The organism is Paenibacillus sp. LT-B23 (genome assembly GCF_059417685.1).
Genome location: NZ_JBSQBM010000019.1, coordinates 98,711 through 124,614, shown reverse-complemented (window position 1 = coordinate 124,614; position 25,904 = coordinate 98,711). Strand labels below are relative to the sequence as shown.

Annotated in this window: 22 protein-coding genes, 1 pseudogene and 1 riboswitch; of the genes and pseudogenes, 17 read left to right on the top strand and 6 right to left on the bottom strand. The window is 42.4% G+C overall.

Annotated elements, in window-relative coordinates; translation table 11 throughout:
• Positions 1-70: 70 nt before the first annotated feature.
• From ACWXW9_RS21710 to ACWXW9_RS21700, 3 genes are all read right to left on the bottom strand, one after another.
• Positions 71-967, bottom strand: a complete 897-nt coding sequence (locus ACWXW9_RS21710; protein WP_494931113.1) for an EamA family transporter — start codon at positions 965-967, stop codon at positions 71-73.
• Between the two features lie 74 nt (positions 968-1,041).
• A complete protein-coding gene (locus ACWXW9_RS21705; RefSeq protein ID WP_494931112.1) occupies positions 1,042-1,956 on the bottom strand; it encodes a dihydrodipicolinate synthase family protein in 915 nt (304 codons plus the stop codon).
• Positions 1,957-2,287: 331 nt separating this feature from the next.
• The gene (locus tag ACWXW9_RS21700; protein WP_494931111.1) at positions 2,288-2,932 is read right to left on the bottom strand and encodes a YczE/YyaS/YitT family protein; all 645 of its coding nucleotides are present in this window, start codon (positions 2,930-2,932) and stop codon (positions 2,288-2,290) included.
• 114 nt (positions 2,933-3,046) lie between these two features.
• Between ACWXW9_RS21700 and ACWXW9_RS21695 the strand changes: the two genes are divergently transcribed.
• The 4 genes from ACWXW9_RS21695 to ACWXW9_RS21680 all read left to right on the top strand — a co-directional run bounded on the left by ACWXW9_RS21695 (position 3,047) and on the right by ACWXW9_RS21680 (position 5,187).
• On the top strand, positions 3,047-3,499 hold the full coding sequence (locus tag ACWXW9_RS21695) for a MarR family winged helix-turn-helix transcriptional regulator (RefSeq protein WP_494931110.1): 453 nt from the start codon (positions 3,047-3,049) through the stop codon (positions 3,497-3,499).
• Between the two features lie 26 nt (positions 3,500-3,525).
• Entirely contained in the window at positions 3,526-4,044 is a 519-nt protein-coding gene (gene paiA / locus ACWXW9_RS21690; protein WP_494931109.1) for a spermidine/spermine N(1)-acetyltransferase, read from the top strand.
• A 291-nt stretch (positions 4,045-4,335) separates the two neighbouring features.
• Positions 4,336-4,434, top strand: a riboswitch (guanidine-I (ykkC/yxkD leader).
• Between the two features lie 93 nt (positions 4,435-4,527).
• Entirely contained in the window at positions 4,528-4,869 is a 342-nt protein-coding gene (locus tag ACWXW9_RS21685) for a DMT family transporter (RefSeq protein WP_494931108.1), read from the top strand.
• Positions 4,870-4,872: 3 nt separating this feature from the next.
• Positions 4,873-5,187, top strand: a complete 315-nt coding sequence (locus ACWXW9_RS21680) for a DMT family transporter (protein WP_494931107.1) — start codon at positions 4,873-4,875, stop codon at positions 5,185-5,187.
• A 1,340-nt stretch (positions 5,188-6,527) separates the two neighbouring features.
• On the opposite strand, the gene ACWXW9_RS21675 is transcribed toward ACWXW9_RS21680, so the two are convergent.
• A complete protein-coding gene (locus ACWXW9_RS21675; protein ID WP_494931106.1) occupies positions 6,528-6,941 on the bottom strand; it encodes a MerR family transcriptional regulator in 414 nt (137 codons plus the stop codon).
• 304 nt (positions 6,942-7,245) lie between these two features.
• On the opposite strand from ACWXW9_RS21675, the gene ACWXW9_RS21670 reads away from it, so the two are divergent.
• Positions 7,246-8,286: an NAD(P)-dependent alcohol dehydrogenase gene (locus ACWXW9_RS21670; protein WP_494931105.1), complete on the top strand. Its 1,041-nt coding sequence runs from the start codon at positions 7,246-7,248 to the stop codon at positions 8,284-8,286.
• Positions 8,287-8,956: 670 nt separating this feature from the next.
• On the opposite strand, the gene ACWXW9_RS21665 is transcribed toward ACWXW9_RS21670, so the two are convergent.
• Complete coding sequence (locus tag ACWXW9_RS21665; RefSeq protein WP_494931104.1) at positions 8,957-9,829, bottom strand: LysR family transcriptional regulator; 873 nt, start codon at positions 9,827-9,829, stop codon at positions 8,957-8,959.
• Between the two features lie 176 nt (positions 9,830-10,005).
• Between ACWXW9_RS21665 and ACWXW9_RS21660 the strand changes: the two genes are divergently transcribed.
• The 7 genes from ACWXW9_RS21660 (at position 10,006) to ACWXW9_RS21630 (ending at position 17,147) form a co-directional block, all read left to right on the top strand.
• Positions 10,006-10,869 (top strand): ACP S-malonyltransferase, encoded by an 864-nt coding sequence (locus ACWXW9_RS21660; protein ID WP_494931103.1) that lies wholly within the window; start codon positions 10,006-10,008, stop codon positions 10,867-10,869.
• Positions 10,866-12,512 (top strand): malonate decarboxylase subunit alpha, encoded by a 1,647-nt coding sequence (gene mdcA, locus ACWXW9_RS21655; RefSeq protein WP_494931102.1) that lies wholly within the window; start codon positions 10,866-10,868, stop codon positions 12,510-12,512. The genes ACWXW9_RS21660 and mdcA overlap by 4 nt, the downstream gene beginning before the upstream one ends.
• Before the next feature lie 4 nt (positions 12,513-12,516).
• A complete protein-coding gene (locus ACWXW9_RS21650) occupies positions 12,517-13,341 on the top strand; it encodes a triphosphoribosyl-dephospho-CoA synthase (protein WP_494931123.1) in 825 nt (274 codons plus the stop codon).
• 28 nt (positions 13,342-13,369) lie between these two features.
• Positions 13,370-13,669, top strand: coding sequence for a malonate decarboxylase subunit delta (locus tag ACWXW9_RS21645; RefSeq protein WP_494931101.1), 300 nt, complete (start codon positions 13,370-13,372; stop codon positions 13,667-13,669).
• Positions 13,659-15,332, top strand: coding sequence for a biotin-independent malonate decarboxylase subunit beta (gene mdcD / locus ACWXW9_RS21640; RefSeq protein WP_494931100.1), 1,674 nt, complete (start codon positions 13,659-13,661; stop codon positions 15,330-15,332). Before ACWXW9_RS21645 ends, mdcD begins: the two co-directional genes overlap by 11 nt.
• Positions 15,326-15,946 (top strand): malonate decarboxylase holo-ACP synthase, encoded by a 621-nt coding sequence (locus ACWXW9_RS21635; protein ID WP_494931099.1) that lies wholly within the window; start codon positions 15,326-15,328, stop codon positions 15,944-15,946. The genes mdcD and ACWXW9_RS21635 overlap by 7 nt, the downstream gene beginning before the upstream one ends.
• A 79-nt stretch (positions 15,947-16,025) precedes the next feature.
• Positions 16,026-17,147, top strand: coding sequence for an acyltransferase family protein (locus ACWXW9_RS21630; RefSeq protein ID WP_494931098.1), 1,122 nt, complete (start codon positions 16,026-16,028; stop codon positions 17,145-17,147).
• 366 nt (positions 17,148-17,513) lie between these two features.
• Here ACWXW9_RS21630 and ACWXW9_RS21625 read toward each other — a convergent pair whose 3' ends face one another.
• A complete protein-coding gene (locus ACWXW9_RS21625) occupies positions 17,514-18,857 on the bottom strand; it encodes an MATE family efflux transporter (protein WP_494931097.1) in 1,344 nt (447 codons plus the stop codon).
• A 458-nt stretch (positions 18,858-19,315) separates the two neighbouring features.
• Here ACWXW9_RS21625 and ACWXW9_RS21620 point away from each other — a divergent pair, with 458 nt between their 5' ends.
• The 5 genes and pseudogenes from ACWXW9_RS21620 (at position 19,316) to ppsA (ending at position 25,489) form a co-directional block, all read left to right on the top strand.
• Positions 19,316-19,735 (top strand): RrF2 family transcriptional regulator, encoded by a 420-nt coding sequence (locus tag ACWXW9_RS21620; RefSeq protein WP_494931096.1) that lies wholly within the window; start codon positions 19,316-19,318, stop codon positions 19,733-19,735.
• Between the two features lie 50 nt (positions 19,736-19,785).
• Positions 19,786-20,679 (top strand): class I SAM-dependent methyltransferase, encoded by an 894-nt coding sequence (locus ACWXW9_RS21615; protein ID WP_494931095.1) that lies wholly within the window; start codon positions 19,786-19,788, stop codon positions 20,677-20,679.
• 41 nt (positions 20,680-20,720) lie between these two features.
• Positions 20,721-21,662: an NAD(P)/FAD-dependent oxidoreductase gene (locus ACWXW9_RS21610; protein ID WP_494931094.1), complete on the top strand. Its 942-nt coding sequence runs from the start codon at positions 20,721-20,723 to the stop codon at positions 21,660-21,662.
• Positions 21,663-21,789: 127 nt separating this feature from the next.
• Positions 21,790-22,128 (top strand): annotated as a pseudogene (gene trxA, locus ACWXW9_RS21605) (thioredoxin).
• Positions 22,129-22,876: 748 nt separating this feature from the next.
• Entirely contained in the window at positions 22,877-25,489 is a 2,613-nt protein-coding gene (ppsA, locus tag ACWXW9_RS21600; RefSeq protein WP_494931093.1) for a phosphoenolpyruvate synthase, read from the top strand.
• Positions 25,490-25,904 lie beyond the last annotated feature (415 nt).

The window sequence follows — 25,904 nt, the reverse complement described above, 5'->3', positions numbered from 1 at the left end:
CAATAAACGCGGGTCTTTTTTATTTGGAGATTTCTGGTTTGATTCATATGCAGTTTAAACATCAATTTGATTAAACCATCATTTTAATTACGATAATTCCAATCAATGCGAGAATTAAGCCGAATATCTCTTGACGACTCATTTTTTCTTTTAGATAGAATCGAGCATAAAGTAATATCACAACGACACTCAACGCAATGATTGCGGATACAATCCCGGTAACTCCACTATGAAAGGCAGCAAGTTTAAGTATCATGGCTACAATATTTACAAGACCAATTATCGTTCCTAATAACAACGTTCCAAGAATTGTCCATTCATTTTTTTTAATTTTTTGTTTTTCTTCATTAAAAGTTATATCTGTTGAAGAAGGATCTTGTCTAATCTTAATTAAAAAGTATGCTCCAGCAAATAATATGCTACTTGTCATGAACATAATTGTCAAAACAGGCAAAATAGATACTCCGTAAAGTAAGGCTTGTTTCGAGGAAAGGTCTGTGAAGCTATAAAACAAGATGGCCAGTATGCCCCATTGCCAGCCTTGATACTGTCCTACTTGCAGATCTCGCTTGTATCTAACGACGATAAGAGAGAGGATAATGATGCAGAATCCGACTAGCTGGACTAAAGTAAGTGTCTCTTCCCAAAGCAAAGCAGCTAGCAGGACAACAAGCACAGGCGTTAGTCCCGAAAAAAATGCTATGACTGAAGCTCTACCAACAGCATAACCTTTGTATAGGAACGTATTGGCCATAAAAGAGAAAATACCCATTAATAAACCAAGCCAGGCCTCGTAACTCCAAGTTTGATTTGCGTACATATTCATAATTAACGCCAGGATTGTACTGGATACATACACCCCAACAAACAGCAGATTCCGATCAATAGACCGTTGAGACGTCCATTGATAGAGGATGCCGCGTAAGCCAAAGAAAAAAGCAGCGCCAATTGCAAATGTGAACCACATCTGTTGTTCCTCCAACACTCATAACGAAAAATTTTACAGCAAACGTGCTTAGTAGTCTCCCCTTCGAAAAGGTATTAGCCGAATGGGGAACAGGATGTTTCTGTAGACTGAATATCCTTTAGTATAAATTCCAAGTGTTCTCTAGCTGATTTTTTCAATGGTTGTAAGGGTAAAGGAAGACTGGGACTTGAGATCAAGCCACTTATTTCTGCTGCTGCTGAAACAACACGAAGGCTACCATATTGATGAAATAACGTCCAAATCGGTTCAAGTAGCACCGAGAGTCGTTTCGCTTCGTCAGCAAAACCGGCCTGGGCCAAACGGGTCATTTTTAGGCACGCATTTGGAAACAAACCACCGAGAACTGAGTACCATGCTTCACAGCCTGCATTCAAGCCAGTGACTGCAAATGAATCTCCACTTACTCCTATAGTTACATGGGAAGGAATGGCCGTTCGCAGTTTTCTAATGCGTGTCTTGGCTGCTTCAGGATCAGAAGGTACTCCAGGAATCTTGATAGAACTAACGTTAGGTAGCTTAGCAATTCGACCGTGCAACTCATCACTGAAATGAAAATGTGAGGTACTCGGATTATCATATACACAAAGTGGAATGGAGAGTGAACTCGTCACCTGTTCATAGAGTAAAAATACTTCTTCATTCGTTAGTGTTTGATAGGAGACAGGGGCTAGCAGCACTGCGCTTGCTCCTGCTCTTTGTGCATCTTCCGCTAATCGAAGTACTTCAGAAGTACGAATCGCACTTATACTTGTCATCACGGGAATCCCTTCAGCTGAATGGACAGCAAGTCGAAGAACACGTAAACGTTCTTCTCGATTAAAATATGCATAATTTCCAGTTGAACCCAATGCACCAATTGAGTCTACACCAGCTGCAACTAATCGTTGAATCAGGGTCACAAATGCTTTTTCGTTAATACCTGTCTCGTTAACTGGGGTGAGTGGAAAAGCAGATAATCCACAGAACATAATGCTACACTCCTTTATTAATTGACCTTCAAAATACAAACACATTATAAAAATGAATTAGACACAATTAAAGTACCAATTGAGAGACAAATAACAGTACCAATTCTTATAGAGAAACTTAAGATCGAAATAAAGAAATATGAGCATTAAGCTTCAGTGTCAACTTGGAAAAAAATCAGGTTCAATATGTAGGGAATTTCCTTGGCCGTAGGTCTGGAACTAAGTACAAAGTACAATTCTGTATCGAAATCAACGGATGTTATTACAATGAACACAGTTCTTTGATAGTTCAACTAACGGATCAGGTTAGTTGAACAAGAAAGAAAGCATTCTATATAGAATGCTTTTTATCTTTCTCATAATTTGGTGATGTACCAGAGTGTGTTAATATGCGGTTTAGTATTTTTTCGGTAAATGGCATAAAGTAATTGAGTATTAGCCCCCCTAAGCAAACAGTTAACAAAGTTCCAATGCCAATGGGTCCATTTAAAATTACTGCTATTATCAAGAATATGAGGTAGATGAATGTTCTCGAAAAAAATAGATTTGTTCTAGTTAATTCTTGTATGATTAATGTTAAGCGGTCAACTGGAATGGGTGCAAAATTTGTCTGTAAATATGTTGCAGTTCCTAATCCTACAACAACTAAACCAATTCCAAAACAAACAACTTTGCTGTACCATAGTTCAGGTGTTATCAAATTTTGTAATAAAAAAAGCCACATATCAATACCAATACCCGTTATAAAAGCTGTTAACAACCCTAAAAATTCTGGTCTTTGTCTTTTTAAAAGTGAATTACAACATATCAATATTATAGCAATTATTATTTCCCAACTTCCCACAGTAAGCCCCACATTTATGGACAGTCCTACCAAAAGTGCATCAAAAGGTGAAGTCCCGAGGTCTGATTGTATAGTGAACGAAATTCCAAGGGATAATATAAAAATTCCTAATACAAAAAAAACATATTTCACTGTACTCGACCTCTTTATCATAATTTCATGTTGCAAATGCAACAAAATTAGGGTAAATTTAATATATACCATTTTTATTGCGTTTGCAACAAAATAGGTGCAAAGGAGTTAATTATGAAAGAAGTACTTCGTGAAATTGGAATGATAGCAAGGGCATTAGATTCAATAAGTAATATAGAATTTAAAGAATATGACCTTACAAAAGGGCAGTATTTGTACATTGTGCGAATATGTGAAAACCCAGGAATCATTCAAGAAAAGTTAGCTGAGATGATAAAAGTAGATCGAACAACTGCATCTCGTGCTATAAAAAAACTTGTAATTAATGGATTTATTAAAAAGAAAGAAGATACACATAACAAAAAAATTAAAAAACTCTTTCCAACAGAGAAAGGGAACAATGTTTATCCATTTATAAAAAGAGAAAATGATCATTCCAATAACGTTGCATTAGAGGGATTTTCGGAAAGAGAAGTAGAAACCATTTTCAATCTTCTTCAAAGAGTAAGAGAAAATATAGGGAATGACTGGGAATTTGTGAAAAAGGGCAACAAGAGAAATTATTGATTTATAAGAAGGAGCGATGCATTAAAATGACTGTAAAAATAATAAAGTGCAACCGTGAAGATTTACAAATGCTCCAAGAAATAAGTATTGAAACATTCAACGATACTTTTAAAAATCAGAATTCATCTGAAAATATAAAAGCCTATCTGGAAAGAGCATTTAACTCTAAACAGTTGGAGGAGGAATTGTCCAATATCTCTTCAGAAATCTTTTTCATCTATTTCAATGAAGAACTTACTGGATATTTAAAGGTAAATATGAATGATGCCCAATCCGAAAAAATGGGCGATGAGTCACTCGAAATTGAGAGGATTTATATAAAGAACAAATTTCAAAAACATGGGCTTGGTAAATATCTGCTAAATAAAGCTATGGAAATTGCGATGGAACATAATAAAAAGAAAATCTGGCTCGGTGTATGGGAAAAAAATGAAAACGCTATTGCTTTTTATAAGAAAATGGGGTTTGTTCAAACTGGCGCACACTCTTTTTATATGGGTGATGAAGAACAAATTGATTTCATAATGACCAAAACAATGATATAAGTTTAGTAAAGGCAGGTTATTATGTATATTCCATAACAAAAAGACAAAACAAAGCATCACCCAAATGATCATGATACAAAGGGCACATGACCCATAAAGGAACGTACAGTTGGAATATTGTTTAACGCCCACTTTCCAGTAATAAAACTATGATATTGGCCAAGGGTCTGGGTCTACCCCTTGTTAAAATACGGCCGCTAACTTTAACCATCTGATGATATACGAATCTTTATTAATTTTTATATTGCAATTTATTTACTAATGTGTATAATATTAACTATAATTGAATTCAAAAATGTTTTCTAGGGTTCCGCGATGTAATATCGGCTGGTCCGAGAGAAAACTCACAGTCGTCGTACTGTGCCACGGAGGGATAAAAGCCTGGGAGAAAAACTGCTGTATGCAGTATGATCTCAGGCTTTTTTTATTGCTGCTTTAAATCCATATTATATTGCAGCATTATCAAAAAGGAGGAAGCACAGAATGAACAAGACATGGTTATCTGTTGTAATTGCGGCATTATTTGAAGTTGGATGGGTCATCGGCCTGAAACATGCCAGTGGATGGTTAGAGTGGGGGGGCACTTTAGTAGCCATTTTAGTAAGTTTCATACTCATGATTATGGCTTCCCGTACGCTTCCGGTAGGAACAGTCTATGCAGTGTTTGTCGGTTTGGGAACGGCCGGCACTGTATTGGGAGAAATTTTGTTGTTTGGTGCCGAGGTACAGGGATCCAAATTGATGCTGATCGGGGTACTTCTGCTCGGAGTTATAGGGCTCAAAATACAGAGCAAAGAGAAGAAACAAGGAAAAGAGGTGCACTGACGTATGAACTGGGTATTTCTAATTTTGGCAGGCGTATTTGAGATGATTGGAGTTCTCATGATTAATAAACTCCATAAAGACCGGAATTTCCTGTCCATTTGCTACTTGCTTGGAGGCTTTGGATTGAGCTTTTTGTTTCTAACCCTGGCCATGGAAGCACTACCGATGGGAACGGCCTACGCCGTCTGGACCGGTATTGGAGCTTCGGGCGGGGCCATATTGGGCATGATCTTTTACGGTGAACCGCGTAATACCGCGAGAATTCTGTTCATCGCGATGGTACTCGGTTCAGCAGTTGGTCTAAAGCTGGTAAGCTGAATAATGATGGTATTAGATAAATTGATCTTTTAGAATAACAGCGAACTATCTGAATGCTCATGGACTGCAACGACATGGTTTGCTGTATGGTCGCTAGAAACCACATCAGATCCTTCTGGAATAATTCTGGAATATGAGAAAGATGAATTAATAAAAGAATTAACAATAATGCGCAGAACTGATGGAGAAGAGATTAAAAAATCACATATAAGGCTATTTTTATTCAACCCTCAGATGCACAAAAAGAGCCCACCATTGTGTGCTCTTTTTGTGCAGTTTAAGATTTGATTGTAGCCCTTACTCCCTGTCATCTCTTTCTTCTTACACAGCGGATCGCCGGTTGGATGCGGAGTTGGGTCGGATTGAGCCGTTGTCCCATTTGGAGGTTCGTATCAATTTGCGCCTGATATCGGCAAGAACACTGATTTGGGTTTCGTTTGGTCTGATCGCTCTGTATTTCTTGAGCGGAACCAAGATATACATCGTTAATTATTGGGGAATATACTGGACATCAACATCGAGACGGATATGCACTGTAAGCTGTTTCCACATATTCCAAAGCTGTCGTTCCGTTTTTTTTACAACACGAAAACCAGCATCTGGTCGCTGTCTGACGAACGACATGATTATCAATTCCTCATCTTACTAGCGATATTACTTTTACAGATACAATTCAATTGCATTGGCAACATGGAAGAACGGGTGGAAAATGTCATTTACATAATAAAGCGATAATCAATTTATTTACCATTCGATTCGTATTCCATCTCTGAAGAATTCCCCGGTAGGTCCTTCAGGTCCAGTCGTCACTAGCCAAAGGATTGACTCAGCAGCTTGTCGAATGCTTTCTCGATTATCTACATCTATCACTACAAACTAAAAATTCGTTTTATCGATCTTTTTATGACGGATTGCTAAACCAAGTGAGAGAGTTCCCTCGAGAAAGATTCATGAGCGGTTTTCCAACCCAGACATTTTCGGGGGGATAGTTGATTAAAGGAGTGAACGCTCTAATCCGAGGTTACACCTCCATGGATCGAGGTGAAGATCATGTTTTGATTGCTTCCAAAGTCAATCTCATGACGATTAATCAATCAGTCACCCCTCAAGAAGAAGATTGATCGTTTCAAATCCTATTGTCATTAAAAAAGAGCATAAATTGGTGTTAAGGCAACCATCATACTGGCTGTAGCAGTCGGTGAGAATTCCATTATAACGGCAGGAGCGTTAGTACAAAAAATGTACCTGCAAAAGTGAAAAAACAATAGTTGAATAACCACTTGACCAAAATCCTAAATTCTAAAGACTTAAGCTTTTTTATGAGTGTTAGTATGATGTTATTAACTAGTAATAAAATTCCCGATTCTATTGTTTTTATGAATCTTTTCCGTACCAGCATCAAGGGCAGTCTTGTAATAGGAACGTTTGTGTTCGATGACTTCCATGGTCTTTTTTAGTTCTTCCATTTGTGCTTCTACACTAGCTTTACGTTCTGTAAACATGTCATATCTTTCCTGCAAGGTGGAATCGCCCTCGGAACACCACTCAATGAAATCTTTGATATCCTTGATCGGCATCCCGGTAGATTTCAGGCATTGAATGATCTTTAAAAAGTCGATATCTGATTCTTTAAATATTCGAGTTCCGCTAGGGGTACGTTCTACAAAAGGAATGAGTCCTTCCTTGTCGTAGTAACGCAAGGTATACACTGTGAGATCCAGTTCCTTTGCAACTTCGCTGATAGAATATGACATTCATTTTCCCCTTTTCTTATTGGCATAGACTTCGAGTTAACTCTAGGATATGTGGGAATTCTACCATGCTGTATGCGGGATGTCAAAGTTAACAAAAACATGTTGCAATATAGACGTTTCATTTTTAAGCTTCTTAAGAACACCAATTTTCCAAAGACATTTGACCTAGAGTTAACTAGAGGGATTAAGATGGTTTTGCAAGAGAAAAAGTAGGGATGAATTCAATGAAATTCAAGCCAAGTCTTGCACTTGTACCCTATGAGCGTAATTCTCTTGGAAAATGATAACCTTAGGAGGTTTTATTATGATAACTGCTAAAGCACGAGCTGTTGACGGTCCGGACCAATCGTTCCGGGCGACTGAGATTAAACGACGCGATCTTGATTCGTATGATGTCCTGGTCGAAATTAAATATGCTGGCATATGCCACTCTGACATCCATACTGCTCACGGCGAATGGGGTCCAGTAAACTATCCCCTCGTACCTGGACATGAGATCGCAGGAATTGTCACAGAAGTAGGAGCCGAAGTTTCAAAGTACAAGGTTGGTGACCGAGTAGGAGTCGGATGCATGGTTGACTCCTGTGGCGAATGTGAAAACTGCCGCCAAGGAGAAGAGCAGTACTGTCTCAAAGGAAATATTCCTACCTACGCGGGTGTTGACAAGTACGGCGAACCTACGCAAGGCGGGTATTCCACCCACATTGTCGTAACGGAAGACTTCATCGTCCGAATTCCTGACAACATCGAGCTTGATGTCGCTGCACCTCTACTTTGCGCAGGTATTACAACATACTCGCCGCTAAATCATTGGGGAGCTGGACCAGGTAAGAAAGTAGCGGTTGTGGGTATGGGTGGTCTTGGTCACATGGCTGTCAAAATTGCACATGCAATGGGTGCAGAGGTAACTGTTCTGTCACAGTCATTGAAGAAAAAGGATGATGGCTTGCAATTCGGGGCAGATAACTACTACGCTACAAGCGAACCAGAAACTTTCGAAAAACTCGCTGGGTCCTTTGATTTGATTATTAACACAGTAAGTGCGAATATCGACATCAATGCATATTTCGCACTGCTCACTCTGGATGGCACTCTGGTTAACGTGGGTGCTCCTGGGGAGCCGTTGTCAGTAAACGTGATGTCTCTCATCGGTCACCGTCGTTCGTTTGCAGGTTCAATGATCGGAGGCATCCGTGAAACTCAGGAAATGCTGGAATTCTGTGCAAAACATAGCATCGTTCCTCAGATCGAAGTCATTTCAGCTGACCAAATTGACGAAGCCTACAAACGCGTGTTAGCTTCAGATGTGAAGTACAGATTCGTGATTGACACAAGCACAATATGAGCTGTGTTGATAAGTTCTATAATTGATTTAGTGAAGTTGTCTCAAAACAAAAGTTTTTAGACAACTTCACTTTATTCTATCTATGATCTTATCAAATCTTTGATGCTGTCGAGGGACAAAATCAGGGTACCATTGAAAGTCATTAATTTAGTGTCTTCTCGTATTATCGGGTTAGCCAGAATCTTCTGGTTGGCCTTTTTTATCGTCGTTTTACGATAGGGTGCCGAGAAAACGTGGTGGCTTTAGGGGCAGTGATCCCGTACAAAAACAGTTTTCCTACAACCCTCCAAAAGACCATATTTCAGCTGGTAGGGGCTGGTGGCCCCGCATCACAAGCCAAGCCACAGGTTTGGAACCATCGTGGAAAGACCGACGAAATAAAAGATAAGGAGTGAACCTAGGGTTCAAGCGCGGCGCAAGGATTTTTCAAACGAAATAAACCCTATTTTGCATGAAGAGCACAGATTCGAGCGGTTATGAGCGATGTTGGCCAAGCTTGAGGCCAACACAGGTATGGCTCCGGTTGTTGTTTTGGAGGCGACAGGTCACTACCACCGCTCGCTGGTCTCATGCCCTTAGGGCTGATGGAAGCCACCGGCTAAGCCGGTGTTATGACTAAGTTATGAAATAAACGTAAGCTAGAGACTATCCACTTGGTTACACATCACTGTCAATGCTGAGCAATATCTCGGAAAAATCTAATGATGAACTCGAAGAACGATTTCTCTATATCGGTGTGCAGTTCCCCAGTAGGCCAGGACAGATAGATCGTTCGCATACATCGAGGCTCGCTGATTGGAAGCAGTTTGATGTCTTCGGTTACGACGTTCCTCCACAGGATAGAAGGAATAAAGGAGATGCCAAGTCCTGTCTGAATCAACCCTCTTACCGTAGCCGGATCATCACTTTCAAAGACGATGTCCGGTTCATAAGGGACGTGGGTAAAAAAGCGGTCTGTTGTCTTCCTAAGCGAATTTCCAGGTGTAAGGCTGATAAACTTCTCATGCTCTAGATCTTTCAGGAATACGGTGTCCTGAGAACTCAGAGGGTGAGATGTGGGTACGCCAAGCAAAATTTCCTCCTCCAGCAGGATCGCATTCTCGTTGTCCGTCAACTCTTCGGACGTAATCGCAAAATCGTACGCTAGTCCTTTCTTCATCTTCGCAGGGTGCTGGGTCAGGTTGAATCTAATTTGAGGGTAGAGATCGCGAAACTTACCGACAAGCTTGGGCAATAGCATAGAGCCGACGGCTACGTATAACGTGATGACCTCAATCTTTTCGTTCTTCATTTCTTTGACTTCGGATATGCCTTGCTCTAGCGCTGATAGCGACTGGTTCACTCTTTTCAGGAACTTCTTTCCATATTCATTCAGTACGATATGTTTTCCTTCGCGGTCAAATAGCTGCACACCCAATTCCGTCTCCAGGTTTCTAATCATCTTACTTAGGGCAGGCTGTGAGATAAACAACTCGTTCGCGGCACGTGTGACATGCTCATGCTTCGAGGTCACTTGAAAATACTTAAGCTGCAAAAAATCCATAGTGAGGTAATCCCCTTTATAACCATTAGGTTATCGATCATATGTGAATATATATATTTTACAGGTATTTGCTCACTTATTACAATTGACAATGTAAAGAAGATGAATCTGCTAAAGGTGGTGAGATTCTGAACATCGTTTTTACATTTCCCGGCCAGGGGGCACAGATTCCTGGAATGCTCCAAAATGTACCTGAGTATGTGAAAAAGGCAACAAGTGTTATCGGAACTGAACTACGCGACGATGAGGTGGCTATGGGCTCAACCGTCTGGATTCAGGCGGCACTCTTCGTTAAGGAGACGGGAATAGCCTACCAGTTGATCGAGCAGGGTATCCGGCCCCAATTCGTGGCAGGGCATTCCATTGGTGCATTTCCTGCGGCGGTCATCGCGGGGGTTCTCTCGTTCGAGGATGCGCTTCGGATCGTACGGCTCCGTGCCCGGTTGATGGAAGAGGCTTTCCCCGAAGGCTATGGAATGGGTGTGATTATTGGGCTTACGAAGGCAGAGGTTCAACAAGCCGTGGATCTTTCTCATAGCGAGGCGATGCCTGTCTACCTCTCGAATATGAATGCAGAGCAGCAAATCGTCATATCCGGTTCATTGGAAGGGATAAATAAAGCTTTTATGCATGCGAAGGAGTTTGGGGCCGCTAAGACAGTGCTTCTGAAGGTTCCGATTCCTTCACACTCCCCGCTGATGTCAGAGGTAGCCAATAAGCTATTGCTGAAAATGCACACTTTTTCCATGCGGGACGCTCAAATACCATATTTGATGAATCATACGGGGAGAAAGACGACAGCCAAGGAAAAAATTGCGGAGGACCTTGCCCTAAACGTAGCATATCCCGTCCGGTGGATGGATATGGCGGCTGTCTGCGTCGAATCGGGAGTTGACTGTTTCATCGAGATGCCGCCGGGTCATACTCTTTCCACACTTGTCAAGCAAGCCCATAAGGATACCCGGCAAATATCTGTGGACGAGATCGGTTTGGAAGCGACTCAGTATCTAATTAGAAAATGGAAGGAGCAAGAAGAATGAATAAAGTACTGCGATCCTGGTCACAAAAACGTGATAAAAAGCAGGAAAGGTTAGGAAAGGTGGAAAAGTGGCTGGACGGAAAATACATCGACTCCTCCCGGATCGTCGACCTGCTGGAGGCGCTAATCGAGCCAGGTGCGAAGGTCGTCCTGGAAGGAGATAACCAGAAGCAAGCGTCCTTCCTTTCCCAGAAGCTGCTGGAAGTCGATTCTGGCAAGGTGCATGACCTGCATATGATTATGTCCAGCATTTCAAGACCTGAACATTTGGATATTTTCGAGAAAGGCATCGCCGGGAAGCTGGATTTCTCCTACAGTGGCTCCCAAAGCCTGCGTGTAGCGCAAATGATTGATGACGGGACGCTTAAGCTCGGTGACATCCATACGTATTTGGAATTGTTCGGACGCCTCTTCATTGACCTTATTCCAGATGTGGTACTGGTAGCGGCAGACAAATCAGATCGCGAGGGCAATCTGTATACCGGAAACAATACGGAAGAAACTCCGACGATCGTAGAAGCGGCCGCTTTCAAGGATGGGATCGTGATCGTGCAGGTCAACGAAATCGTGGACGAACTGCCGAGAACCGATATTCCAGCCTCCTGGGTCGACGTCATTGTACAGGCCGACAAACCTTACGCACTGGAAGCACTGTTTACCCGTGATCCGCAGAATATTACTGAACTGCAAATTCTGATGGGCATGATGGCGATCAAGGGCATTTATGGAAAACATCAGGTGCAGTCGCTTAATCACGGCATTGGCTTTAATACTGCAGCGATTGAGCTTTTGCTGCCGACCTATGGCGAGCAGCTCGGCCTGAAAGGGAAGATTGCCAAGCACTGGGCCCTGAATCCGCATCCGACTTTGATTCCGGCGATTGAATCCGGCTGGGTCGAAAGCATTCACAGCTTTGGAGGCGAGGTCGGTATGGAGAAATACATTGCGGCTCGTTCAGATGTGTTCTTCGTCGGCAAGGACGGATCTATGCGCTCCAACCGCGCGATGTGTCAGGTTGCAGGCCAATTCGCTGTAGATATGTTTATCGGATCAACGTTACAAATGGACTGCGCGGGTAATTCGTCTACCGTTACTTCCGGCAGACTGTCCGGTTTTGGAGGAGCACCGAATATGGGGCATGATCCTCGGGGACGGCGACATGCGACTCCTGCCTGGCTTGACATGATCGAGCGCCCGACGGAACTCTCTAAAGGCCGGAAATTGGTCGTGCAGATGGTTGAAACATACGGTGCCAACAAAAAGCCAGTATTTGTGGATTCGCTAGATGCCATCAAGGTGAAGGATGAATCCGGCCTTGCCATTACGCCGGTTATGATTTACGGGGATGATGTCACCCACGTCCTCACCGAGGAAGGTATCGCATACCTCTACAAGACGGACAGCATAGAGGAGAGAAAGAAGGCACTCGCGGCAATTGCGGGCGTAACACCTTTAGGGATGGAAAGTAATGAGACTGATGTGAGCCTGCTGCGTGACAGGGGGATTGTGGCCTATCCGGAGGATCTTGGAATCATGCGTAGACAAGCCAAGCGCTCGCTGCTGGCAGCACAAACGATCAACGACCTCGTAGATTGGTCAGACGGATTGTATGATCCACCGGCTAAATTCCGGAGCTGGTCTTAAAGCCATGCTCACGATGAAGCATTCGGCTTTCGCGGCTTCTCTGGCTGCCAAAGCTGTAAAGGCATTGACGGAAGAGGCTCTTCTTACGCCCAAGCCTGGACTTGTCGATGCCAGAGACAATGGCTCTCATACAGATATGTCCATCGATCTGATGCTTGCATCCGCGAGAGCATTGGAGGATACGTTTCGGGAAATAGCCATTGTTTCATACCTTCACCCGGTGGACCAGTCTTTGCGCGAGCAGATAGCTCTAATCGGGCGGGAGGGCGAAAAGGTGATGCTCCGTGCAACGAACGGTGTCAATACACATAAGGGTGCCATTTGGGCCCTTGGTCTTTTAACCAGTGCACGGGCAGCCTTTCCAAGGGAACGGGACCCACATCAGATTATGAGCATTGCAGGAACAATCGCATCGTTCCATGATCGGTACCGCCCGATGCAGCGGACGAATGGAGAATCGGTTAAGAAGAAATACGTGGTAGTGGGGGCAGAGGAAGAAGCGAAGCTAGGCTTTCCGCACATCCGGGACAAAGCTTTGCCTGCTTTGCTGCGCGCCAGGGCTTGTGGGAAGACAGAGGTGGAAGCACGCATAGAAGCTTTATTGGCCTTGATGGCAAGTGTGGATGATACCTGTATCCTGCACCGCGGTCAGTTGTCGGATCTGATGGCGATTCAGAGAATGTCCGCAGCGTTCCTTACAGTAGACGGATTAAGAACCCAGTCGGGCAGAAAACTGCTCTACCGCTTGTCCGAGTATTGCAATGTTAGACAACTTTCACCCGGAGGCAGTGCCGACCTGCTAGCTGCGACATTATTTCTTATTGATTGATACTTTTAATTGGAGGTGTTTCTGAAGGATGGAAAAATTACAGTTTCAATACCAGACTACGAAGCCCATCCGTAAGCCGGCACATATCGGTGTTGTCGGTTCGGGGGATTTGGAGATTATTGTAGAGCCTGCGGAAGGCCAGACCACCAACGTCAGCATTTTAACAGGCAGTGAAGGATTTGGACAAGTATGGGAGAATGTTCTGATCCGTTTTTTTAACCGTTATCCGATTACTGCCAATATTACAGTTCATGACTTCGGAGCTACTCCGGGGGTAGTAATGCTTAGATTTACGCAAGTGTTGGAGGTGCTAGACTATGCAGAATAGTTTTGTGGAGCTGAATGGACGCGAGAGAGCCAAAGCGTTGCTGGACGAAGGGACTTTCCGGGAGATGCTTGGGCCGTTGGACAAAATCCAATCCCCCCACTTAGAGCCGCAAGGCATTGTTCCTCAGAGCGATGACGGGATCATTCTGGCTCTTGGCGAAATACACAAACAGAAGGTCTTGATCATTTCGATGGAAGGTGCTTTTCAAGGAGGGGGCATTGGAGAAGTCAGCGGGGCCAAAATTTCCGGAGCGCTCGAACTAGCACTGGAAGTGAATAAGGACGGGAACAAGCTATATCCCATCATGATTTTCGATACAGGAGGCGTTCGTCTACAAGAAGCGAACTATGGGTTGTTGTCGATTTCGGAGATTGCGACCCAGATCGTCGGCCTGCGTAAATACGTTCCAGTTATCGGGCTGATTCCGGGCCGCGTAGGGGCATTTGGGGGAATGTCCATTACTGCAGAACTGTTTACCACTCTGATTGCTACGAAGAAAGCGCGCCTCGGTCTGAACGGGCCGGAGGTCATTGAGCAGGAAGCAGGGGTTATGGAGTTCGATTCAAGCGACAAAGCCTTGATTTGGAACACAATCGGAGTCAACCAGCGCTTCCAAACCGGATTGATTGACGAAGTGGTGGAAGATACGACGGATGCAGTTATCGAAGCGATTGATACTGCGCTCAAGGCACCGGCAAAGCCTGCTAAAACAGAGCAAATCGATTTCTATCTGACCCTGTTAAGCAATCTTGATCCTACAGAACCTTGGACACCTGAGCGCTATCGCGAATTTTACAAGCAGATACAGCCTGTGCAGCAGCCTGTCCCGCTGGCAAAAGAGGGCGCGGCCGACATTTCGGACAGTAGAGGTTATCGCTGGTTCTCCCGCTTGACGGGCATTACTCACCCAGTCAGCGATGTTCCTTCCGTACTTGCGGCCGATGTGGAAAAGAACGGACAATTGTGCAGATATGTCGCCATTGTTCCGGATGCCTCCAACCGATTCCCGCGTGTCAGAAACGGCGAGGTCGGTATGCTTGAAGGCTGGACGGTGGCTCAAGTCATCAAGGACGCAATCCGTCAGGATGAGAAAAAAGAAACCAAACGTCCGATCATTGCCATCATTGATGTACCGAGTCAAGCCTACGGCTATAAGGAAGAAATGGTCGGCATCAGCCTTGCCCTCGCTGCAAGTGCAGATGCTTATGCAACCGCTAGATTAGAGGGTCATCCGGTCATCGGTGTGATCGTCGGTAACGCGATTTCGGGAGGCTTCCTCGCGCATGGGCTGCAATCGAATCGTTTGATCGCACTGGATGACAGCAAGGTTAATATTCAGGCCATGTCCAAGGCTTCTGCTGCCCGAATCACCAAGCGGACGATTGCCGAGCTGGATGAAGCTACCAAGAAAGTTCCAGCCATGGCCTACGATGTGCGCAGCTACAGTACTCTGGGAGCACTATATTCGCTGCTGAGCGGGATCCAAGCGGACGATCCACAGAACAGTGATGTAGACATTGTGGAACGGACCATTTCCGAGGCTATTGAGAGTACGAAAGGAGCGCCTCGTGACCTTAGCTTCCGCTTGCAGACCAAGGAAGCTCTGGCAGGTGGGCGTATGGCAACTAATAACGTGCGACAAGCGCTTTCGGAGCAATGGTAATTCGGCCACATGATCTGATTGAAGTGTCCAATTTGAAATATCTCTCCTTCTACGAAGACAAGGAGTGGGTAACCGCCTCGCTGAGGCGGGCCCCCTTTGTAGTCGTTCGCAGGGCTGGACTATTAGAAAATAGTCATATTCCTGTCGGAATACGTGGAACAGACCGAAATCAACGGGAATCTGCCTTGCTTGACCCGGAGGGCGTGTGCCAGCTCGTGTCTCCTTATGCGATAGCGGAGCGCCAGATGTGGAACTCTTTATCTGCAACAAGACGGCAACAGCCTGTCCTGCAGGTGATGGATTTATTAGCAGAAATGATGCTGGATTGGCGCTGGGGACCAGTGGGAAGTGCGGGTTTCGAAATAGTAACGCAATACCCAACTGTGAAGGAAACAAGTGATCTTGACCTTGTTATAGATGGTTCAGAGGTTATTGATTATGCAGCAGCTGAAAGACTTGTGCACAAGTTGGAGCATCTGGGTGTTCGAATTGACATTCAATTGGAGACAAGAGACGGTGCCTACGTCCTGCGCGAAATTCTTGAGAGACGGGCCAGTACTGTGGTGCTGCGAACTTCTTCGGGTCCCAAGCTCGTTCGTAATCCTCGGCAATAAGGAGCTATAATCAACGGCAAAAGGGAGGAATGCACGACCATTTGGCTTTAGGCAAGCTGTCCAAGGGGAAGTGCGTATTATGGAAAACACTGAAAAGCGGAATATTAATATTAATGAGAGCGACATTTTAAAGGTGTTTGCCGTCAGCGGAGCGATCTTGCAAAGCGTTCTGGGAATGTTTCTGAAGTATGCACACACTAATGATGACCTAGCCTTATTAGGTGTTATTTTCAATATAGTAAAGTATACTGCGCCAGTCTTTATTTTTGCCATTGTATATGGGATGGTGAAAAATAATCAGCATACGAAGGCATCCCATTTTTACAAGGAAAAATTCGGTGAGCTTGTGATTCCTTATTTACTGTGGGCAGCGGCTGGCTTAATTTTCTTCCCGGAAATTCAGGTTAATCAGCACGTTACATCATTCTGGACGCTCATCGAGTCATTTGTGCTCGGTAATGCATCATCACAGTATTGGTACACAGTGATGATGTTGCAATTTCAATTGCTGATGCCAGTCCTTATTTTCATCTGTTACAAATACCTGGCTAAGCCTAAGCGGGTCATTCCGCTGCTTATTGTGAGCTTTGTGATCTTCGGAGCGTGGTTATGGATGTACGATACCTTTGTATTCCGAGGAGCATATGCGATTAGTCTGCGTTACCTTGACCGCTTTTTCGTTAGTTATTTTATTTATGCTTTATTAGGTGGAATCGCTTGGGTATATAAGAAACAGTTCGACGGAGTGCTTCGCCGGATTCAGTTCATACTCATTCCGGTAATGCTGCTTATTCTCATTTGGACAAATCACGAATTTTTCGGTTTTGGATTTGAGGATATGTCCTTCGGAAATCTGATTTATCTGAAGCCATCCATGACCTTGTATAGTTTGGTAGTGATATTCCTGATTTACATGCTGGCAAGGCATCTGATCAGCTTGAATTCCCGTTCACTTCCCTATTACAAATGGTTATCTACTTACGCGTACCGAGCCTTTACAGCGAATGTGTTCATTCTGGTCATCGTGCTGCGCTTGTTTGGTGACTTGATAGGTCAGCTTCCTTTCTTCGTGGGGCTACTCTTGGTTTATCTATCGACTGTAGCATGTTCCTTCGGCGTCGTCTTTGCTTTTGCGCAGTTAAAGGTATGGGCTGAGGGGGTATTTCTGAGACAAAAAGGAGCACATAGCAACAGTCACTAAGATAGGTGGTTAATGCAAATAATTCACGTAACATCGTGTATATGACACTATAATTTGGGTGTATCTAAGTTATTGATATATAAGACGGCAACCATAAAGGGTATCTCGATGATTGAAGAGATACCTTTTTTGTGTTCCTCCCATTTCATATTGAATGTGTTTATACGGAACGAACATACACTTTCGCGGACCCTGGTTCAGGAACGGTCGAAGAATTTTATATTTTTAACAATTGTGTATGCATATTTTTCAGGAAGTATAATTCCATAGAAATCTGTTTGTTGATCAATGATCCAACGAATGAAGAAGATCCATGCTTATGCTCCAACAGTTTAGTTCACCCTCTAAAAAATTCAAGCTATAACGTCATCTCCTAAAGGAATGGGCGTATAGTTTAACAATAATGGTAATGAGAGCAAGACTGGCTAAGAGATCGGTTATAGGTTGTGCAAGCCAAAGACCATTTGTGCCAATAATCATGGGTAAGAAATAAATGATAAGAGTTAAGAGAATACATTGTTTGGATATGCTGACAATTACAGCGGTCTTAGCGTTGCCTGTAACCATGAGGAAACCTACACTAATAATAAAGATTGAATTAAGAAATAGTAGAATCGAATTTAATTGTAAACCCTTAGAAGCTATCTCAATAATAGATATATCAGAGGTAAAGCTCCTAATGAGAAGTCCGGGAAATAATTGAATGATGATACTCCCTGACAATAGAATGACTGTGGAATATGCCACGGAAAGCGTTAATGAACGCATGGCTCGATCTGTATGGTCTCTTGCGTAGTTAAATCCGGCTATAGTCTGATTGGCTTGAGAGAGTCCATTAACGAACGTGAGCAGCAAGGTGGTGATGGAATTGATAACAGATAGGGAAGCAATGAATGGTTCGCCTCCATATTTCATAAAAGAAAAGTTGCTTACAATTTGTGCAAGACTGGTTGACATCTGATTAAAGAAGGGAACCATCCCGATAAGCAAAAAAGGTTTTAAGATTGTCATTCTTAATGTGAAATGTTGTTTCAACAATTGAAGTGTCGAATTACCTTTGGAAAAATAATATGTTCCCATAGAAACAATAACTACGTGAGACAACAAAGTAGCCAAAGCTGCGCCTTGGATACCGTAATGTAGAACATAAATAAATAAGGTATCCAACAAAATATTGATTATACAGCCGACTATAGTTATTGTCGCAGCAAACTTGGGATTACCATCGGCACGAATGAGATTAGGAAAAATGAAGCTTTGCAGATTGAAGATGGAACCTAGGATTAGGATATCAATGTATTTTCTTGCATAGGGTAACCCCTGGCCCTGTATGCCTAGCCAGGCAAACAATTGATTATGAAAAAGAAAATAAATTCCGATAATCAACAAACCCAGAAGAATTGAAAACATAATGGCATTTGCAGCAGTCGATTCTGCTTCATGTTTTTTCCTCTGCCCCAGGAGGATTGAAATTCGGGCACTACCTCCAACTGCAATCATTGCAGAGATTGAAAACAAGAAGGTGGTGATTGGAGCGGTCATTCCAATGGCAGCCAGAGCGATGGACCCTATTCCTGGTATATGACCAATAAAAATTCGATTGATGATGATATATAACGATGAGATAACAAAGCCAATAACAGAAGGTACAGCATATTGAAGTAGTAGTTTGTTAATCGGCATAGAGCTGAGGTAATTAATTTTTGTCATTGCAATCACTTACTTTCTCAATAGTTTTTTACTTTCGAGCAAACATACTTAAATCAGGAGTCATGTATAGTCAACATTAAAGATATAAAAGACTTTTTATGTCTGTAAAATAATCGGAAAAATAATGAATGAGCAAAGAGAAACGATATAAATTAAAGACTTTGAATATCTACAATAACTTTCTTGTTTGGTGACGTCAAGCGTAATCTTAAACTCGCAATGCGAGTAGGTATTTTCAATAGGGCCTGTTAATGAACCAGGAAATGTATACCTAATTTTGATGTGTAATGGAGCTTGAGCAGATGGTTTATGCGAATTTTCTATTCAACACAGCTATTGAGTTTAGAAGTTAATCAACAGCCCTTGATTTCATAGATCATTTAACTATCTTGACAATAATTCGAATTAAAGTTATTGTAGAGTCCAATAATCTATAATAAGCGAGGTGATCTTTCTCGATGAAGTTTTCAAAAGCAACCAATTATGCTCTTCATACCATGTTGTTTCTTGTTGCAACATCATCAGAAAAGCTGATTGGTGTACAACAATTGGCTGAGAGACAAGGAGTATCGCCCACATATTTATCCAAAATATTGACTAAACTATCGAAGGCTGGATTAATTGAGTCCGCATCGGGTGCCCAGGGGGGGTATCGGTTAAAACGTAATCGAGGAGATATTTCTTTGCTTGATATTATTCATGCAATTGAAGGTACAGCTTCGTTGTTTGATTGCGATTTAAATCATGGTCCAGATTGTGTTATTCAACAGGAAATGTTTGCGGCTGAGGGAGAAATGGAACACTACTTAAAGAAGAAGAAAATTTCTGAATTAGCTAAAAGTTTGTCAATTACACAATCATTTTTTTGTGAAAATTAAAGACATTGAGAATCTTTAAAGTATCTAAATTATTTTAAAGGAGGGGTAGAATGAATCATGAATTTTTTAATGATACGGTCTGGGAAAACGCTTGGAAAGAGGATGAGTTGACCTCCACTGATATTATGAGGAGGTCTGGAATTGATCCGTTTCGCGCTTTTGATCATAGAGCCGCATCATTTGATGAAGAGGTATTCAGTGATGAAGGAAGAGGAAGAGCCAAGCGAATTATGAGTTGGTTGTACGATCAGGGAGTTTCCTTTAAGGGAATGTCTGTTTTGGATATCGGTGCTGCGTCTGGAGGGTTTGCAATTCCTTTTGCCGAGATGGGAGCTGAAGTAACCGCAGTAGAACCCTCTATTCCTCTCGCCGCGTTAATGAGAGAGCGTGCTGCACGGCTTACGAATGGGACTGTCAACATTGTATCTGAGCCGTTTGAGACCATTGATATTCAGGCTAAAGGGTGGGAAAAGGCGTTTGACTTTGTATTTGTGTCAATGTGTCCAGTTTTGCACGATTGGGACAGTGTAGGAAGAATAATGAGTTGTGCGCGGGAATACTGCTATATGAGCACTTCGGTTGGTCGCAAAGAGCATAGTGTGTTCGATGAAATTTGGCCGCTTGTGAGTGATCAACCCCAAAAAAGCGAGCGTATGGAAATGCTTTATCTGCTTCAACTATTGTTTCTCAAGGGATACGCTTACCAGTCGCTGGTTACACGGGAAATGAATACAACGGTTCGATCCAAAACAGCCGTATTTGAGGAAGTAATTGAAATGTTGAAGCACGCTGGTCTGTCTGGAGATCGAGTCAGCAGAACGGTCTCAAGGTACCTGGATGAAAATGTTCCTTCCGACCAAGTGACCATCCGGCAAGGGGGGAGATTCGGCAAAGTGCTGGTTCGACTGAAAAGCCAGAATATGTTCAGCAGAGACAATCTGTAAAAAAATAAACTTAAAAACCTGTTAATGGGGGACTTTGAACAATGGACCAAAAATTTCTGGATACTGTAATTATCGGCGGTGGGCCGGCTGGCTTGAGTGCTGCGCTCACATTGGGGCGTGCCAGAAAACATATTGTGATGATTGATGAAGGACATCCGCGCAATGCTGTAACTCGGGAAGCACACGGCTTTTTAACTCGAGACAAAATAAGTCCTAGGGAGTTTCGACGTATTGCAAGGGAGCAAATAAGCGACTATCCTTCCGTTTCCTTTATGGAGGATGCAGTTGTATCCCTTTCAGGAGAGGACGGTCATTTTCAACTGGAGACTGCACAGGGAAGATGCTTGCTTAGTAGAAAAGTATTGTTTGCCGTAGGGATGAAAGATCGCCCACTTGATATACCCGGCCTGGCTGAGGTTTATGGGAAAAGTGCATTTGTGTGTCCGTATTGTGATGGATGGGAACTGAAAGATAAATCTCTTGTTATCATTAGCAAGGGAACTGACCTTATGCATTTCGTACCTTTAATATCAGGTTGGTCAAGGTCTCTTGTTATTTGTACGAACGGACCTGACGAGTTAAGTGATGTCGACCGAGAAGAACTGAGGAAGCATCAAATCGTGATATACGATTCACCTATTCGCACGATTGACTCAAACCAAGGAATGGTGCGACAGGTCGTTCTGGAAGATGGAACAATGCTGCATTGCAAGGGCATCTTCTTCAGACCGGATCTGGTAACCGGATCGGACTTGCCACAAGCTATCGGATGTCACACTTCTGAAAGAGGATCGGTCATAACAGATGATTTTGGAAAAACGAACATTCGTGGAATCTATTCCGCTGGAGATGTTGCATCTCAACGACATCAAGCTATTGCAGCAGCAGCTATGGGAGCCATGGCAGCAGCGGCTTTAAACAATGAATTGAATGTAGAGGCCTGGAGTAGGAATGAAGAATCATTTCATACAAAATATATGTAAAAGATAGACTTTTAGTGCACTTGGTGAGGCAAGTCAGTGTATAAAAGAATAAATGTTCTTGATCAATAACAGATTTAATATACATCTAATAGCTGTAATTGATAAATGTAAAGGAGAGAATAATATAATGACCATTCATCATGTAACTGATAGTTCATTCAAAAAGGAATTGAATAAAGACGGAGTAACGCTTGTTAATTTTTGGGCTTCCTGGTGCGGACCATGTATTATGTTTGCCCCTATACTTTAAGATTTCGCTTCAGATAGCAAGGGGGACATTAAAATACTTAAAGTCAATGTGGATGAGAATATAGAAACCTCATCGATGTTTCAGATTATGAGCATCCCTGCAACCATTTTATTTAAAGATGGAAAACCAGTGGACAAAGAAGTTGGTGTATTGTCGAAAGAAGGTTTGCAGAAGTGGGTTGCTAAGTATAAAGGTGAGATGACTCAAAAAGAATAAATGAAAACAGTGAAACTGCCCCTTTGTTCGACAAAGAGGCAGTTTTGTAGCGAGGTGAGACAGATGAGTCATATTCATAAAAAAAACTATTTTTATAACTACTTGTAATGATATTTTACTGAAACAAGAGAATGGTATCAGAAATATGATATTCAAAAATGCTTTAGGCTTGTTCCAACAGAAGTCATATAAGAAAAGGGGTAAACTTGTTGTCACTGGACAAGGCATGTTGTCGGGTGATAAGAACATTATCTCATTCCCGATTGTGACAAGAATATTATCTCATTCCCGACGGATTTTTATGAAGTGAAAATGGAGATATAAGAAATCGTAGGTGCTCAGGATGAGTTTGAAAAGTTCCAATAAATAAGAACTGTAGGAGAAAAATTCAGTGAGGTAGCCGCGCTTCGTTCGCAGAACTAACGGACAGGTTAGCTCAATAAGAACCCGACGCAACTTCAGGATTGATTTCCTTAGGCTGCATAGGACCGCTAGGGAAGTATGCAGTGACTGAGTTCGGCTCGAACCATGGTTTTTGATGTGCCTAATGATAGCGGGAAACCAAAAAAGAACCTGGATAGTTTTCTCAGGTTCTTTTCTATTGCATATAAACAGACACGATGTTAAAATCAAATAGATTTCGACAATTTATATAGAAATAATTATAAAATATTACATTCTAATTTTACCATGCCGCTAACCTCTTGTCAAATGTTTTTCTCAATTTAATGGTTAGGAGAGATGCTGAATGAGTTCTTTGGTTCTCGGTTTTCAGGAAATGGAAAAAACGCAGCTTTTGCTCGTTGGCGGAAAAGGGTTAAATTTAGGGGAATTATCAAAAATTGAAGGAATACAAGTACCAGAAGGATTTTGTGTTACAACAGTAGGATATCAAAAAGCCATCGAACAAAACGAAACGTATCATGCTTTGTTGGATCGACTAACCATGCTAAAAGTAACAGATCGAGATCAAATTGGTGAAATCAGCAGGAAGATTCGACAAATCATTATGGAAATAGAAGTTCCTTCCGATGTTGGGCAAGCAGTTGCTCACTATCTCTCCCGGTTTGGAGAGGAACATGCTTATGCAGTGCGTTCTAGTGCGACTGCTGAAGATTTGCCACATGCCTCTTTTGCTGGTCAACAAGACACCTATTTAAATGTCATCGGCAAAGAAGCAATCTTGCAGCATATCAGCAAATGTTGGGCTTCCCTATTTACGGACCGTGCGGTTATCTACCGTATGCAAAATGGATTTGACCACAGTCAAATTTATTTATCCGTTATCGTTCAAAGGATGGTTTTCCCACAGGCTTCAGGAATTTTATTTACCGCTGATCCGATTACATCCAACCGGAAGCTGCTTTCCATCGATGCCAGTTTTGGACTTGGAGAAGCACTGGTCTCTGGCTTGGTCTCTGCAGATGGTTATAAAGTACAGGAAGGGGAAATCGTCGATAAGAGGATAGCAACCAAAAAAATAGCTATCTATGGACGGAAACAAGGTGGAACAGAGACAAAGCAGATCGATCCTGATCAGCAAAAGACTCAAGCCCTTACTGAACAACAAATTTTGCAACTGGCACGCATCGGAAGACAGATCGAAGCTTATTTTGGTTACCCGCAAGATATCGAATGGTGTTTGGCTGATGATACATTTTATATTGTCCAGAGCCGGCCAATCACGACTTTATACCCGATCCCTGAAGCGAATGATCAGGAAAATCACGTTTATGTATCTGTCGGTCATCAACAAATGATGACTGATCCGATAAAACCATTGGGATTGTCTTTTTACCTGTTAATAACTTCTGCACCCATGCGTAAAGCCGGTGGAAGGTTGTTTGTTGATGTTACACATATGCTGGCTTCACCTGTCAGAAGAGAAACTTTCTTAAATACCCTGGGAAAATCCGATCCGCTCATAGAAGACGCATTTATGACCCTAATAGAGCGAGATTTTATAAAATCGTTACCAGATGATAGAAAAGAACGGAGTCCCGGTAATAGCAGTAAAGGATTGTCGTCTGCAGGTTTTCAAGCACAAATTGAAAACGATCCGGCAATCGTTTCTGATTTGATTAAGAACAGTCAAACATCGATAGAAGAATTAAAACAAAACATCCAAACGAAATCAGGAGCAGATTTATTTGATTTTATTCTGGAAGATCTCCAGGAATTAAAGAAGATCTTATTTGACCCACAAAGTTCAAAGGTTTTTATGACTGCTATGAATGCTTCGTCATGGATCAATGAAAAAATGTACGAGTGGTTAGGTGAAAAAAACGCAGCAGATACGCTTTCCCAATCTGTACCAAACAACATTACTTCGGAAATGGGTCTGGCGCTATTGGATGTCGCAGATGTGATTCGTCCTTATCCGGAAGTCATTGATTATTTACAACATGTAAAAGATGATCATTTTTTGGATGAACTGGTTAAGCTTGATGGTGGACAGGAAACTCAAGACGCTATCTATGCTTATCTCAACAAATACGGAATGCGATGTGCCGGTGAAATCGATATTTCGAGAACTCGTTGGAGTGAAAAACCAATTACACTTGTCCCCATGATTCTCAGTAATATCAAAAACTTTGAGCCTAATGCTGGCAATCGGAAATTTGAGCAAGGGCGACAGGAAGCTTTAGAAAAAGAACAAGAGTTATTAGATCGATTGAAGCAATTACCGGATGGTGAACAAAAAGCTGAAGAGACAAAACGAGTGATCAGCTTAATCCGGAATTTCATCGGTTATCGTGAATATCCCAAATACGGCATGATTAATCGCTACTTCGTTTATAAGCAGGCTTTACTGAAAGAAGCCGAACAACTTGTACAAGCGGGCGTTATTTATGAAAAAGAAGATATATACTATCTCACTTTTGAAGAACTTCACGAAGTCGTACGCACAAATAAACTGGATTACCAGATCATCAGCAAACGAAAAGACGAATACAAGTTTTATGAAAAACTAACTCCACCACGTGTTATCACGTCAGATGGTGAAATCATTACAGGTGAGTACAAACGAGAAAATCTCCCAGCCGAAGCTATTGTAGGTCTACCTGTTTCTTCCGGAGTTATAGAAGGACGAGCACGTGTCATCTTAAACATGGAAGATGCTGATCTGGAAGATGGAGATATATTAGTCACTTCATTTACTGACCCTAGCTGGACACCATTGTTTGTATCCATAAAAGGCCTAGTCACCGAAGTTGGTGGACTGATGACCCATGGAGCCGTTATCGCACGTGAATATGGCTTACCAGCAGTTGTCGGAGTGGAGAATGCTACCAAACTGATAAAAGATGGGCAACGAATTCGCGTGCATGGAACAGAAGGGTATATCGAAATATTGTAATGGATGAATACGTCAAGTAATAGCCTCTGTCATAATGGACGGCATTAAATGAAACCTGTCATGGATAAAAGGGCGGTTACCCTGTTCGTCCTTTTATCTACCCATCTTAGTTAGGTAATTGGCAGTAAATCTATTGCAGTAATGGAGGCATTAGTTCAATGACGCAGACTATCACGTCGAAAGCAATTATGACACAAAGCACTCCCCAATTGAAATGTAACTAGGGAGGAGGCTGCTTCACTAGTTTTACTTGAGGATGTGTCGGGTGACAAGAACATTATCTCATTAATTGCCGCGTAAATCGCGGCTTTTTTATTTAATGGGTTAAGGTTGTTGTCAAAACCAAATGACAAGAACTTCATCCCATTCCCGACGGGTCTTTATGAAGTGAAAGAGGAGAATATAAAAAATCGTA

Coding starts and splice junctions, on each gene's coding strand:
- ACWXW9_RS21710 (WP_494931113.1), bottom strand. CDS start 967: ATGTGGTTCACATTTGCAATTGGCGCTGCTTTTTTCTTTGGCTTACGC.
- ACWXW9_RS21705 (WP_494931112.1), bottom strand. CDS start 1,956: ATGTTCTGTGGATTATCTGCTTTTCCACTCACCCCAGTTAACGAGACA.
- ACWXW9_RS21695 (WP_494931110.1), top strand. CDS start 3,047: ATGAAAGAAGTACTTCGTGAAATTGGAATGATAGCAAGGGCATTAGAT.
- paiA (WP_494931109.1), top strand. CDS start 3,526: ATGACTGTAAAAATAATAAAGTGCAACCGTGAAGATTTACAAATGCTC.
- ACWXW9_RS21685 (WP_494931108.1), top strand. CDS start 4,528: ATGAACAAGACATGGTTATCTGTTGTAATTGCGGCATTATTTGAAGTT.
- ACWXW9_RS21680 (WP_494931107.1), top strand. CDS start 4,873: ATGAACTGGGTATTTCTAATTTTGGCAGGCGTATTTGAGATGATTGGA.
- ACWXW9_RS21675 (WP_494931106.1), bottom strand. CDS start 6,941: ATGTCATATTCTATCAGCGAAGTTGCAAAGGAACTGGATCTCACAGTG.
- ACWXW9_RS21670 (WP_494931105.1), top strand. CDS start 7,246: ATGATAACTGCTAAAGCACGAGCTGTTGACGGTCCGGACCAATCGTTC.
- ACWXW9_RS21665 (WP_494931104.1), bottom strand. CDS start 9,829: ATGGATTTTTTGCAGCTTAAGTATTTTCAAGTGACCTCGAAGCATGAG.
- ACWXW9_RS21660 (WP_494931103.1), top strand. CDS start 10,006: ATGCTCCAAAATGTACCTGAGTATGTGAAAAAGGCAACAAGTGTTATC.
- mdcA (WP_494931102.1), top strand. CDS start 10,866: ATGAATAAAGTACTGCGATCCTGGTCACAAAAACGTGATAAAAAGCAG.
- ACWXW9_RS21650 (WP_494931123.1), top strand. CDS start 12,517: ATGCTCACGATGAAGCATTCGGCTTTCGCGGCTTCTCTGGCTGCCAAA.
- ACWXW9_RS21645 (WP_494931101.1), top strand. CDS start 13,370: ATGGAAAAATTACAGTTTCAATACCAGACTACGAAGCCCATCCGTAAG.
- mdcD (WP_494931100.1), top strand. CDS start 13,659: ATGCAGAATAGTTTTGTGGAGCTGAATGGACGCGAGAGAGCCAAAGCG.
- ACWXW9_RS21635 (WP_494931099.1), top strand. CDS start 15,326: ATGGTAATTCGGCCACATGATCTGATTGAAGTGTCCAATTTGAAATAT.
- ACWXW9_RS21630 (WP_494931098.1), top strand. CDS start 16,026: ATGGAAAACACTGAAAAGCGGAATATTAATATTAATGAGAGCGACATT.
- ACWXW9_RS21625 (WP_494931097.1), bottom strand. CDS start 18,857: ATGACAAAAATTAATTACCTCAGCTCTATGCCGATTAACAAACTACTA.
- ACWXW9_RS21620 (WP_494931096.1), top strand. CDS start 19,316: ATGAAGTTTTCAAAAGCAACCAATTATGCTCTTCATACCATGTTGTTT.
- ACWXW9_RS21615 (WP_494931095.1), top strand. CDS start 19,786: ATGAATCATGAATTTTTTAATGATACGGTCTGGGAAAACGCTTGGAAA.
- ACWXW9_RS21610 (WP_494931094.1), top strand. CDS start 20,721: ATGGACCAAAAATTTCTGGATACTGTAATTATCGGCGGTGGGCCGGCT.
- ppsA (WP_494931093.1), top strand. CDS start 22,877: ATGAGTTCTTTGGTTCTCGGTTTTCAGGAAATGGAAAAAACGCAGCTT.